General features: G+C 28.7%; 11 protein-coding genes. 10 read left to right on the top strand and 1 reads right to left on the bottom strand.

All coding sequences use genetic code 11. The features are described 5' to 3' along the window. Nucleotides 1–9: 9 nt before the first annotated feature. The 10 genes from CC89_RS04895 to CC89_RS04940 all read left to right on the top strand — a co-directional run bounded on the left by CC89_RS04895 (nt 10) and on the right by CC89_RS04940 (nt 11,962). On the top strand, nt 10–1,221 hold the full coding sequence (locus CC89_RS04895; RefSeq protein ID WP_035289719.1) for a type II secretion system F family protein: 1,212 nt from the start codon (nt 10–12) through the stop codon (nt 1,219–1,221). 145 nt (nt 1,222–1,366) lie between these two features. After that, on the top strand, nt 1,367–1,804 hold the full coding sequence (locus tag CC89_RS04900) for a prepilin-type N-terminal cleavage/methylation domain-containing protein (RefSeq protein ID WP_035289721.1): 438 nt from the start codon (nt 1,367–1,369) through the stop codon (nt 1,802–1,804). A gap of 164 nt (nt 1,805–1,968) precedes the next feature. Beyond that, a complete protein-coding gene (gene pilM / locus CC89_RS04905) occupies nt 1,969–3,021 on the top strand; it encodes a type IV pilus assembly protein PilM (RefSeq protein WP_035289723.1) in 1,053 nt (350 codons plus the stop codon). A 13-nt stretch (nt 3,022–3,034) separates the two neighbouring features. Continuing rightward, complete coding sequence (locus tag CC89_RS04910) at nt 3,035–3,601, top strand: PilN domain-containing protein (protein WP_035289724.1); 567 nt, start codon at nt 3,035–3,037, stop codon at nt 3,599–3,601. Further along, complete coding sequence (locus CC89_RS04915) at nt 3,588–4,808, top strand: hypothetical protein (RefSeq protein WP_035289725.1); 1,221 nt, start codon at nt 3,588–3,590, stop codon at nt 4,806–4,808. The genes CC89_RS04910 and CC89_RS04915 overlap by 14 nt, the downstream gene beginning before the upstream one ends. 82 nt (nt 4,809–4,890) lie before the next feature. Then, nucleotides 4,891–5,700, top strand: a complete 810-nt coding sequence (locus tag CC89_RS04920; RefSeq protein WP_035289726.1) for a type IV pilus modification PilV family protein — start codon at nt 4,891–4,893, stop codon at nt 5,698–5,700. Between the two features lie 13 nt (nt 5,701–5,713). Further along, nucleotides 5,714–7,777, top strand: coding sequence for a DUF2572 family protein (locus CC89_RS04925; protein ID WP_035289729.1), 2,064 nt, complete (start codon nt 5,714–5,716; stop codon nt 7,775–7,777). 15 nt (nt 7,778–7,792) lie between these two features. After that, the gene (locus CC89_RS04930) at nt 7,793–8,341 is read left to right on the top strand and encodes a PilW family protein (protein ID WP_035289731.1); all 549 of its coding nucleotides are present in this window, start codon (nt 7,793–7,795) and stop codon (nt 8,339–8,341) included. A 25-nt stretch (nt 8,342–8,366) separates the two neighbouring features. Then, nucleotides 8,367–10,994: a vWA domain-containing protein gene (locus tag CC89_RS04935; protein WP_035289734.1), complete on the top strand. Its 2,628-nt coding sequence runs from the start codon at nt 8,367–8,369 to the stop codon at nt 10,992–10,994. Nucleotides 10,995–11,191: 197 nt separating this feature from the next. Continuing rightward, nucleotides 11,192–11,962, top strand: coding sequence for a prepilin peptidase (locus CC89_RS04940; RefSeq protein ID WP_035289737.1), 771 nt, complete (start codon nt 11,192–11,194; stop codon nt 11,960–11,962). 124 nt (nt 11,963–12,086) lie between these two features. Here CC89_RS04940 and gltX read toward each other — a convergent pair whose 3' ends face one another. Next, nucleotides 12,087–13,541, bottom strand: a complete 1,455-nt coding sequence (gene gltX, locus CC89_RS04945) for a glutamate--tRNA ligase (RefSeq protein WP_035289740.1) — start codon at nt 13,539–13,541, stop codon at nt 12,087–12,089. Nucleotides 13,542–13,799: the final 258 nt, after the last annotated feature.

Below are 13,799 nucleotides of genomic sequence, written 5' to 3' on the forward strand. Positions count from 1 at the left end.
GGTGTGTGTATGCCTAACTACAAATATAAGGTAATGAATAATGAAGGTGAAAAATTAGAAGGAAGTTTCAAGGGTGCTAACAAAAACGAAGTATTGGCAATGATCCAGGATAATAATTATTATCCTATAAGCATAGAAGAAATATCTGAAATAAGTGAAAAAGATGTGCTGCAAAGCCTTAAAAAAGTAAAAACTAGAGATTTATACATTTTCTGTAGGCAATTTCACACTATGATAAATGCAGGAGCTAATATAGCTACATGTATAGATACCTTAAAAATGCAAAGTTCCAATGTTTTAATGAGGGAAGCTCTTAAACAGGTATACGAAGATATACAAAAGGGTATAACTTTATCTGAGGCCTTAAAAAAACAACCAGAGATATTTCCAGAACTTCTAGTAAATATGGTGGAGACTGGAGAGACCAGTGGTAAGTTAGATTTAATTATGGAAAGAATGGCAGCTCATTATGAAAGAGAAAACAAGATAAACAATAAAATAAAAAATGCTATGGTTTATCCCGTAATACTAGGGGTATTGTCCATAGGTATAGTAATTTTTTTAGTAGCTTTCATAATGCCAATATTTATAGAAATGTTTCAAGGTAGTGGACTCCAACTGCCGCTTCCAACTAGAATTTCCTTAGCCATAAGTTCAGGCATAAGGAAAAATTGGTATATGATAATATTGATAATTGTAGTAGCTATTTTTTTGGTAAAGACTTATTCAAAAAGTGAAAATGGTAAACTGTTTTTTCATAGTTTAAAATTAACGAATCCACTAACTAAAGATATGAACACCAAGATAATAACTGCTAGATTTACAAGAACATTGTCAACATTGCTATACAGTGGTATACCTTTGGTTCAATCCATAGAAATCACTGCTAAAGTTTTAGGAAATAAAGTGGTAGAAAATAGAATGGAAGATGTGAAAACCAGAGTAGTTAAGGGAGAAAATCTATCAGATTCCATAAGAGAAATTAAGTTATTCCCTCCAATGCTAATATCTATGATAAACATAGGGGAAGAATCAGGAGCGCTAGATGACATATTGGACAAAACCGCAAATTTTTATGATGAGGAGCTAGATGCAGCTCTAAAGAGAATGACAGCCATGATGGAACCTTTAATGATTTTAATAATGGGTTTAATAATTGGATTTATAGTTATATCCATGATGCTCCCAATGTTTGATGTATTTAGAACTATACCAACATAAAAAAGTCATAAAGCCAATAAAAAGAGTTATCTCATGCCTTACAGTTAAAAACTCATATCTTTATAAGAGAAAGAGGGAAGAACAGTAAGACTTTGGATGATTTCTTATAAGAACAATAAAAATAATAAATAAGGAGGTATCTCATATGGAGATAACAAAAAATTTAAAAAAATCAAAAAAGAAAGGCTTTACATTAATAGAACTTATAATAGTAATTGCTATTATAGGAATAATAGCATTAATTGCTATACCTAAGTTTACCGGTGCTCAGAAGGAAGCAAAAATAAATGCGGATAAAGCTAGTGCTAAGACTATAGCTAATGCTGCAGCAGTAGCTCTAACTAAAGAGGATAGTTCAACAATAGCCGAGGTTAATGATGGTGAGGTTGAAGATGCATTAAGTGGGAAGATAAAGGAGCAACTTCAAAGTGTACCTGAACCTAAAGCAACTAATGGAAAGTTTTATGTTGATATTGATAAGGACGGAAATGTAACAATTAAAGCAGGAGGAGAAAAAAAATATATAGTTTATCCTGAAGATAAGGCTAAAGGGGATTCAACAGAAGGAAGCCCTTATAAATAAGTAGAAATTTTCAATTAGAACATTAGTGGTAACTTTACCATAATACTATTTATAGGTAAAGACATTAATTTTATAGCATTTAAGAAATTACTTATTGGGACTTGGGGGCTAGAAAATAAATTTTGCCCCTATCCTTTAACCTATTAAAAAATGGAGGTTAAACCATGTTCACAAATAACATTTTATCCATAGACATAGGAGCAAAAAACATAAAAATATTAGATTTAAAAGTAAATAAGAAAAATATCTGTGTAAACAATGTTTTTTCTATAAGAACACCAGAAAATTCTTATAGTGATGGTGAAATAACTGATATTGGAAAGATTAAAGAGTTTTTAGAAAAGAATTTGGAACTTAGAAGTATCAAAACTAAAAAGGCAGTATTTACATCAAAAAGTACTTCCATTATAACAAGAGAAATTTTGGTACCTGCTGCAGATGAAAAGGATATGGAAGCCTTAATAAAGTTTCAAATAGAAAGATATCTTCCTATAATGTCGGAGGATTATATAATTCAACATAAAATAATTGGTAACTTTACGGAAAATAATGTGGAAAAATCTAGAGTAAATGTAGTTGCATACCCCAAAAGTATTGTACAGGGATATTTGGCTTTATGCAAGGAATTAAAATTTACACCCTTGGCATTAGACATAAATAGCAATAGTATATGCAAACTTTTTTATTCAACATGTAATATTAATGGAAAAGAATATGAGAAAGGAAAATCCATTGCATTTATAGATATAGGAAGCGAGTACAGTGAGATAAATGTGCTTAAAAATTATAATGTAGAATTTTCAAGGCTTATATCTATTGGCAGTTCATATATAGATGTGGATATATCAAAAAACTTATTTATATCCGAGGAAGAGGGAGAAGAAAAGAAATTAAATCTTTTAAATGTAAGCAAGGAAATGGAGAAGGGATCTTTAAAGGAACTTGTAAGTAATATTGGAAGAGATTGGACAGACAATCTTGTTATAGAAATAGATAAAATAATACAATATTATAGAAAGAAAAACTTAGGGGATACAATAGAAGAGATATTTATATATGGTGGAGGAGCAAAGTTAACAGGGATAGAAGAGTATATGAGTAAAAGTTTAGGTATTCCAGTGAATTTTATAAAAAATATGCCTAATTTTAATATGGACAAGCATCAAGAAAATATAATAGACTATCTAAATGCTGCTGGTGCGGCTATTAGACTTTAAATGGGGGGTTAAAATGAAAGACTTTAACTTTTTCCAAATAGAATCCTATGATGAAAAGAAAAAAAACAATAAAAAAAATTATATATTAGCTACAGCAGGAGTTTTAGTTTTTATTATGGTTTTAATATCAGGATATAAATTAATGAAGAATGCTAAATTAAATAAAGAGATTCAAACTATGAAAAGTTACATAAATTCCAAGGAAAATAGTAAAAAACTAGAGGATGCTGAAAGGGAGCAAGAAAAATTAAAGATTTTGGAAAAATATAAGCAAAAGGTTTCTCCCATTGCTGAGTTTATAGAGAGTTCTGGAAATATAAACAGTTATCTAATAAATAATATTTATACTTCAGTACCTAAGAATGTGTATTTTAAGAGCGTAAATATGGATAATAACAATATTCAAATACAAGCAGAAGGAAGTAAGAGACAAGATATCGCTGAGTTTCAATATAATTTAAAAGAAACAAATTTATTTAAAAATATATTTGTATCTAATATAAACCAGTCGAAGGGTGGAAAATATATTTTTAATTTAAAATGCACATTAAAGGATGTGGGTATTAATGAAAATAAGTAAAAGGGAGCAATTACTTTTAAGTGTTTTAGTAGTTTTATGTTTAGGACTTTTATATTATAAATTGATTCTTGCAAAACAAAACAGACAAATCAATGATTTAATGATTAAAAAGGCTAATTACGAAGAAAAAGTTTCCAAAATAAAAAATAAAATAGCTAGGCAACCTAAAATAAAAAGTGATATAAAAAAGGTCAATTCTAAAATAATGGAAGATGTTAGAATGATTTTTCCTGAAATAGAGCAGGAGAGAATAATAATAGCTATAAATAAGCTCTTAAATGATTCAAACTTAACAGGTAATGTAATAAATTTTACGGAGTCCAAATTAGTTAATTTGTCAGGAGAAGATAATAAGGATAATAAAAAAAGAAAAGAAGATAAAGCCTTAAATTCTAATGAGTTAACGGGTTTAGTACAAAAATATAATGAAATTAATGGAGAAGAAAACAATAAAGTAAATAATAAAAAAGCAACTATAGAAAATAAAAAAGGTCCAAGTGGACAAGCAGAAAAAATGAGTATTAATATAAATTTTAAGGGGAATCATCCATCTTTAATGAATTTTATAAAATCAGTTGAAGGTTTTAGCAAGAAAATAATAATATCTAAAATAGACATAAATACTTCAGATGGAAATAACTTATCGGGAATTTTAACATTAGATATTTATGGAATTCCTCAATTTAATGTAGATGAATATATTCCATATGATTTTGATGTGCCTCATGGTAAGAATGATCCTTTTGCGGGGGGAGTAATTGCTAAAGATACTGTAAGTGAGCCTAAAAAAGAAGTGTATGATTTTTTAATGAGTGTAAGGGCAGAAACCTCTGATTTACCAACGATTATACTAGGAGAAGCAAAGGATAAGAATGAAAAAACCTATGTGTATGGAGATAAAAATGATGTAGAACAGGTATCTATGGAGCTTTGGAAAAAATCGGGACAATATTACTATAGATATAAAACCTCAAGAGATAAGTATCCAATGAGTTACGAGGCTGGTTCAAAATTAAAACCTCAAGGAAATGAAATAAGTATAAAAGTATATTCAAATCCAAGAAAATCTAATGGCGATATGGCTGGAGTTAACTTTAAGGTTAATAACAAAACAAATTTGAATTTAAATATAGTGGTGGAAAATGACGATAGAGTTGCCCCAAGAGTTAACATTATAAAAGAAGGTGGCAATATTAATATAAGATAAGGCACATTCAAATAAAGTTTTTAGTTTTATATGAAGTTTTTTTATAATGATAAAAGGAACAGATAGATTGGGGAGATTATACATGAAAAGGGCAATGAAAAAGAAAAGTGGACTTACATTAATTGAAGTAATTATAAGTTTAGCCATACTAGGCATAATAATTACCCCCTTTTTATCCATGGGATTATCTACTGTAAATTTAGGTGAAAAATCTAAAGAAAAACAGCAAGCTTTGATTATAGCGCAAGAGTATATGGAAAAGATAAAATCTCCAGAATTTAAAATCAGCAAATTGGATGCTGAAGAAGCCTCAGAGGGTATTTCAAAGGAAGTAACAAGAGGTGGCAAAAAATATTTAGTTAAATATAAAATAGAATCCTTAAAACAAGAGGAAAAGATAGAAAAGGTTAAATTTCAATATATATTGGAAATAGAAGATGGCGTAAAAGTTTATAAAAAAAGTGGAGAAGAAAAAACTTTATTGAATGAAATAGGAAGTTTATTTGATGAATCTGAGAAATTAGTTATACAGAAAAAAAACGATGGAATTATTTTTGAGATAGATACAAATGAGGGCAGAGATAATACAATTAAAGTGGAAGATAATATTAATGATTTACAAGTTTTAAATATAGGGTTATATAATACTAGTGATAATAAAATTAATTTGGATATAAAAAATTACCAAGGTGAACTGAATTTATATATGGATTCACAGGAATTTTATAATATAAATAGTAGCTTAGGAAAGATAAATTATATTTCTAATTACAATGAAAATGGTGAAGAGACTTATGGAAATTTATTTAAGGTGAACATAACTGTAAGTAAAAAGAATTTTAAAGGTAATGAAGAAATTCTTCAAACATTAGAAGGATACAAAAGGTATTGATGGAGGTGAACATATGTTAAAAAAGAAAAAGGGCTCTACTCTGTACATGGTGCTAATAATAATGTCCATACTTTTTGTATTTGGTACGGCTATGTTCACATTAGCACTATCCACTAATAATACCAGGTATTTAAAAAGTGATATTAAGGGAAATCTTTATGGAGCAGAATCAGGATTGGATATAGCTTATAGTATAGTAAATGAACATGTAAAAAGGGCTGTAAAAGAAGCAAATGACCAAGTAGAAAAATATATGCAGAATTTTATTGAAAAGGAATTGATTAAAGCAAAGGAGGAAGGCTCAAGCCCTTATATAAATAAGGATTTTAGTTTAAATACAGGAGAATTATTTAAAGAGCAAGATAGGGTATTTAAAGAAAAATATAAAATGGCGTTATTAAAAGAAAATACTTCAGGAGATAAGAAGGGGAAAATATCCCTATTAGAAGATTTAGAGGATGCAGAAGAGTATAAAGCTATTATAGGAAAAACCAAAAAAGAACAGGATATACCTGTGGTTACAGTAGAAAATAAAGATGAAATAGAAACACATATAGATGATTTTTTAAATGATAGTTTAAAAAACAGTTTAGATTTAAATCTCCAATCAGATTTTAATCATAAGGGTATCGTAAAAGCTGTAAGTTGTAATTTTACTATAGGTATACCTAAATACAGTGGAAGTAAAATAGGTTCTAACACTGTTAAAATTCAAAATAATGCTGTATGGTCAAAGGCAATAAATGTGGAGGAAAATATGAATGTTAAGGCTCCAGCCATCCTAGCAGGGGATGTTTATGTAGGAAAGAATTTAGAAATTAAAGAAAATGGGAAATTGAATACACAAGGTAAATTAAGCGCCTTTGAGGATTTTATTATAAATAATTCTTCTAAAAATAATGTGTCGGGCAATATATATGGTAGAAATGTGATATTGAATAAAAATGTTTATGGAGCTGAGCTGAATGTTACTAAAAATGAAAAATTTAATGGTAGTGTATATACAAAGGATGATCTAGAAATTAATGGGGAAAGCTGTAAGGCATTTATAGAAGGAGATTATTATGGACTAGAAGATGGCCAAAATGCTGATACACCGGATAGTTCTAGTTCTATTATAATCAATTCAGAGGATATAAGAGATGGGAAAGAAAATGATGTGAGACTTAACGTAGGGGGAACAGCATATATTTTAGGAACATCTTATATTAAAACTTCTCCCATATATCAAACAGGTGAGTCTCTATCTATAAAGGGAAATTATTTAGCATATACATATCCTCTTAAGGATGCATACACATCTAATGAAAATAGAAACTTAAAAGATGTGCAGTTTAAGTACTATAATCCATTGGCATTGGCAGATAGTTTTATGGATGGAAATAAATTAACTTCTAAGGATAAAAGTGAGTATTTTCAGAAATACCATAATCAGTATAAAGGCAAAGATGAATATAAAGAAAGCCAATCTATTCTTAATAAGGTTAAGCTTGGAGGATATTTCACTGCAGGGGCAGTAGTTTCTAATGGAGAGGTTGGAGCAGGAAGCTATAATGTTTCTGGGGAAGAGAAGGTTATAGAGGCTAAAAAAGCATATATAACTGAAGTGCTTAATATGGGTCAGGAACTAAAGGATTATAATGATGTAACCATTCAGAGTGAGAGGTTGAAAAACTTATATTATTATAAGGAAAATTTTAAGTCAATGGACAAGCGCTATAAGGATGGCAGCAGAATATTAGTAGTTCAAGGGGATTATTCTTTGTCTAAAGATAAAGATTTTAAAAAAGGAATACTTATTGTTAAGGGAGACTTAAATATTGATGAGGATATAGAGTTTACAGGAACTATAATAGTTACAGGAAACTTAAATCTATCGCAGAAGTGTAAGATAACTTATAATGAAGCTTTAGTAAAAAAGCTTATAGCGGATAATTATAATGAGTTTAAAAATATGTTTCCTGAAGAGGAAAATGCTGAATATTTTTATGTGAATATAAATCCTACATGGAACAAGGAAAATGTATTTATTAGAGAAAAAATAATAAAGGTTTCAAAGTGGAAGATACTTAAATAGAAATTAGGTGTTTATATGAAGAAAAAGGGTTTTACTCTTATAGAAACTTTAATAACCACTGCTATATTTATAATAGTCCTTTCAATTTTGTACACTTTCTTCAATACAAATTATAAAAGTTACAGCAGCACAGAAGCGGAAATAAATTTGCAAGAAGAAGGAGATAAGGCTATAGAAAAAATAACGGAAAAAGCTATGCAATGTAGTAAGGTATTGCAGGTGGTTGATGAAAATGATGTAACTGTATATTCTTATGATGATGAAAGTAGTGAAGAAGAAAATAATTATGATATTTCAATTAAAAGCATAAAAATAGATAATGTATTTGAAGAAAATAAATATTATAAATTTTATCTAAAGGAAAATAAATTATACATGAGTACTGATGATGCACATACTGGGATTTTAATAGCAGAAGATGTAGAAAAACTCCTAATAAAACCAGCAGGAAATGAGGGCTATTTTCAAGGAACTAAAGGTATGTATGTTAAATTTCAGCTAGCTGCAGGAAGAGGGAACGATTTAAAAAAGGTAGTGGAAACAGAAATATATTTTAGAAACTAAAATTAAAAGGAAGGGAGTGAAGATTTTGAAAAAAAGATTATTTGCTCTATTTGCTTTAATATTATTTACTTTAAGTTTGTTTTTACCTTCTCATGAAGTTTTTTCAAAAGGTAATGGTAAAGGTTCCTATGGGGAAGAATTAACTAGTAAATTAAATTATGATAAAAAAGCAGAAGCTTTACAAGGAACCAATCCACAAGAATTTAAGGTAACTGTTACATTGAATTTGGAAAAAAACAATAATAAAACTAAATTTCAAGATTTTATATTTGAAGATAAAATAAATTATGAGTATTTTGAAATAGTTCCTAAAACTTTAGCCATTGAATATCCTAATGACTCATCTAAGGGGGAAATAAGTTTTGACCATGAGACTAATATGGTAATAGGTGATTTTAGGAAACTTCAAAACAACTTTCAAAAAATAACAATTGTTTATAATATAAGATTAAAGGATGGTTTGATTATAAAGGAAGAGCAAGAAGTACCTGCAAGTAAAGATACGAAGTTAACTTGTAATGTAAAAGATGGAGGAAATACAGAAAGAATAACTATAGATTTAGATTGTTCACTGAAAATACAAATAAAAGATAACACACTTAAAGATTTATTAACTTTAACGCAAAAAAGTGAAAAGAAAGAGTATAAATTAAATGAAGAATTTAATTTAAATTATTCTATAATCCCAAGAAAAATAAAAAGTAGCGAGGTAAGTGGTTTAGTTTCAAAACCTAAGGATGTGGTTTTGATGGTGGATACTTCTGGAAGTATGGATTGGGATTTATATGGAAATGAAATCAATATAGATTGGTATGGAAATAAAATGAGTAAAATTAAGAATATAAGAGATTTCAAAAGTTTTTTAGAAAAAAATAATTATGGTGATAGTGAGGCAAAACAAGTTTTAGAGGATATTAGATTTTTAGAAGAAAAGGATATAAGGTTTGCTAATGATAGAGAGGTAGTTGATAACTTTAATCTTTTGAATAATCCCAATAAATATTCATGGTGGTATAAGCAATGGTATTACAGATGGGTTAGAACTGATGAGCAAATAATAAAAATAATAGAAAAAATTCAAAATTACTATAAAAAATTTAATTTTGATAAATCTAGATTGGATATAGTTAAAGAAGCATTATATAAATTTCTAGACAGTTTTAAGGATAAATCCTATAGTGAAGGAGTAAACATAGTACTAAACAATTTTTCTTCGGATATTAATAGAAAATATCCAACTATAGAATTAGGTTTAGATAAAAGTATTAATAATAGTATTATCGAGAAGGCAAAAAAATGGATAAGTAGTTTAACGCCAATGGAAAGTACTAATATTGGTGCTGCTTTAGAAGAAGGACAAGATATATTAAAAAGTTATCAAAAAGATGATTCAAAAACCCACGAACAGTATTTAGTTATGCTTACAGATGGAGTGCCGGAGGCAAATGAATATCTAGAAACTGCAGCTTGGAGAGAAAATGGTAATTCAGCAAAATACACAAATAATAGAATATTATCAGAAGCTAAAGATTATGCTATTACTGCAGCTAATAATATAGCTAAGAATTCACCAAATATAAATAATTATTTATTAGGGTTTTCCAAGGATTCACCTTTAGAACAACTACAAAGCATTGCATCTGAGTATGGTTACTATAATTTGGATAATATAACAAGGAATATAACTGGTAATAATAGAGATAAAATTTTAAAATCAGTAAATAAAGAGTTTGCAAAATATAAAAAGAAAAATGGTGAGTTACCTAATTTTAATATAAAACAAGCTTTAAAGGCAGAGGATATAAAAGATGTTTATTCTAAAATAGCAGAAGATATAAATGCAGATTTGACTCTTAAAAATTTAAGATTTGAATTCCAATTACCACCTGGATTAGAGCCAGTGGAAATTCCTAAGGGATTTCAGTACCAAGATGGTAAAATAATAGGAAGCTTGAATAATGTAAAGTACAGTTTAAAAAATGGACAATATGTGGCAGAAAAAATAGATTTTAATATTAAAGTAAAAGGAATAGCTTCAGGAAAAATAGATTTGAAAAACAAATCAAAATTAATTTATAAGGATGTATATGATGAGGGTAAAGAGGAGTTTTTTCAAGGTTTAAATAGTGTGGAAATAAAATCTTATAGCAGTGTGATTTCCATAATAAATCACGGCTTATTTCTAAAAAACACAGGTATCGGGGAAAGCTCAGGTGTAGCAGTGGCAAATAAAATAAAGTCTAATTTTGGAGTTAAAATAGAATCTAATGTATATGAAGTCTTTTCTATGGATATAGTTGTAAATAGCGATGAAAGTAATTTGAACAATGGGGAACAAATATTAGTAGATAAAAAAGATATATTTATTTACGGAATAGAAAATGAAATTCTAAAGGAAACACCACTAGAAAATATATTAAATAATTGCGCAGGGCTAAAAGTTGAAAAACATGGACAAAAAACCATAATAACTTTTACAAACTTGAAACTTCAGCCAGGAGAATACATTATGTCCTATAAAGTATGCCCTAAACTAAAAAATTCATCTAATAATGTAACTATGATAAATGATGCTGTTTGTACTATAGATAATAATCAAAAGCTAAATAAGCCACTAAATATAACTATACAACCATTACCAGATTTAGACTAAATATATAATATCCTATGGGATAATCCTATAGGATATTATATATTATGATAATTCCACCGCATTGTACCTTTTGTGGTTTAATCATATTATAAATAAGCATAAAATTCATTTCATGGCTTTTACATGAAATATTTTAATTGTATTTATATGTGATAACCACTGATAAGTTTATGGATAAGTTATTGGAGGACGGATTAATGAACTATATTTTAATTTTCATTTTAGGCTTATTGTTTGGAAGCTTTTTTAATGTTTGCATATATAGAATTCCTATAGAAGAATCTATTGCATTTCCACCTTCTCATTGTACTAATTGTGGTAATAAACTTAAGCCTTTCGATTTAGTACCAGTGATAAGTTATTTATTTTTGAAGGGCAGATGTCGATACTGCAGGGAAAAGATATCTATAAGGTATCCTATGATTGAATTATTTACCGCATTAATATGGCTTAGTATATATGTGGTTTATGGATACTCTATTTTGACCATTAAATATATATTTTTATTTAGTTGTATTTTAATTATTGGCATGATAGATTATGATACTCAGGAAGTTTATTTTTCCAATTCTCTAGTTGGCATATTAGGTGGAATTATATTTATTATTATAGAGATTTTTATGTATAAAGCTATAACCATACCTTATGGATATATTTTAAAGGATTATATTTTGGGAGGGTTAATTCCAGCTGCAATAATTGCAATAATAGCTTTCTTAACTAAGGGTATGGGCTGGGGTGATGTGGAGATAATGTTCATGTGTGGCTTATTTTTAGGTATAAAGAAATCCTTATTATTAATGGTTCTTTCCTTTATAGTAGGCGGTGCAATAGGAGCTATATTGTTAGTCACTAAAAAGAAAGGGAGAAAAGATCCAGTGGCTTTTGTACCATTTATAGCAGTGGCAGCGGTGATAGTTATGCTTTGGGGAGAGAAATTAATAAATTGGTATTTTTTAGTTTGCTAGTGTGCTAAGGAATAAAAAAAGGGGCTGTCGCATTAAATAATTCACATGCAATATATTGTTCTGCAAGTTTAAAGTTAACACAATATATCGTAGGATTTAGTCTTAGTGCAACAGCCATATTTTTTTATGAAAGTTTTTCTATTCCTATTTTTATTCTTCTTAAAGATTCTTCTTTCCCAAGTATATCAGCTAACTCGAAAGCACCACCTGGTGTGAATTGCTCACCTGATAGAGCTGTTCTTATAGGCCATAGCATTTGACCATTTTTGATTTCTAACTCTTTTATTAGAGAGAATACAGTGTTGTGTATTGAATCTAAAGACCAATCCTCTAAAGCTTCTAATATTGGAAGAACCTTTTGTAAATTTTCTAAAGAGTTTTCAGGGTTTGTTTTCATTTTTTTATGAGTATATATAGCTATATCATAATCAGGTAACTCTTGGAAGAATTTAATCATTCCAGGTATTTCAGTCAATACTTCTGTTCTTGTATGAAGTAGCTCACTTATTTTCATTAAATCTATATTTTCATTAAATATTACTTCCTTATAGTAAGGAAGGGCTGTATTGTGGAACTCTTCTATAGATAGTTTTTTAATATATTCTCCATTCATCCATCTAAGTTTTTTAGTATCAAATACTGCTGGAGCTTTATTTATATTTCTATAGTCAAAAGCTTTAGCTAATTCTTCTAAAGAGAATATTTCTTGGTTGTCGCCGGGGTTCCAGCCAAGAAGTGCTACGAAGTTTATAACAGTATCTTTTAAATAACCATTTTCTAATAAATCTTCGAAAGAAGAATGACCACTTCTCTTACTTAATTTTTGATGTTCTTCATTAGTTATTAATGGGCAGTGTACATAAGTTGGAATATCCCATCCAAAAGCTTTGTAGAGACGGTTGTATTTTGGCGTAGATGAAAGGTACTCATTACCTCTAACTACGTGTGTAATGCCCATTAAATGGTCGTCAACCACATTTGCAAAATTGTATGTTGGAAGTCCGTCTGATTTAATAAGTATCATATCATCTAATTCAGAGTTATCCACTGCAATTTTTCCGTAAATTTCATCATCAAATACAGTTTGACCTTCTGTTGGGTTATTTTGTCTTATAACATAAGGAAGACCTTTTTTTAGGTTTTCTTCAATTTCTTCTTTTGAAAGGCCCATACAGTGTTTATCATATTTAAAAGGTCTCTTTAGAGCTTCTGCATTTTTTCTAAGCATATCTAATCTATCCTTTGAGCAGAAACAGTAATAAGCCTCTCCCTTTTCTATTAATTGTTTAGCATATTCTAAATAAATATTTCTTCTTTCACTTTGAACGTAAGGTCCTACAGGACCGCCTATATCTGGACCTTCATCATGTTTAAGGCCAGTTAGTTTTAAGGTGTTATATATAATGTCTACAGCACCTTCTACAAATCTCTCTTGATCTGTATCTTCAATTCTCAATATAAAATCACCATCTTCATGTTTTGCAATTAGATAGGCATATAAAGCTGTTCTTAAATTACCTACGTGCATTCTACCCGTTGGACTTGGGGCGAATCTTGTTCTAACTCTTTTAGTACTCATATATTTCACTCCTATGTATTAAAATTTATTTTAATCTTTTGAGGACTGCTACTATAAAATAAAAACCTCTCATCCTTGAGGACGAAAGGCATAAATGCCATAGGGATACCTCTGAATGATACCCTTTAATAATAAAATAGCGCTAGTTCACAATTACACATAATATCATAATATAATAATGGTTTTTTTATGTCAAGATTATGCAAGAATATTTTAAATTTAAAATTTATAATTTTAAATTAAAGGGAATTTATGTTT

Source organism: Clostridium sp. KNHs214, from assembly GCF_000744935.1.
In the GTDB taxonomy this organism is placed as follows: domain Bacteria; phylum Bacillota; class Clostridia; order Clostridiales; family Clostridiaceae; genus Haloimpatiens.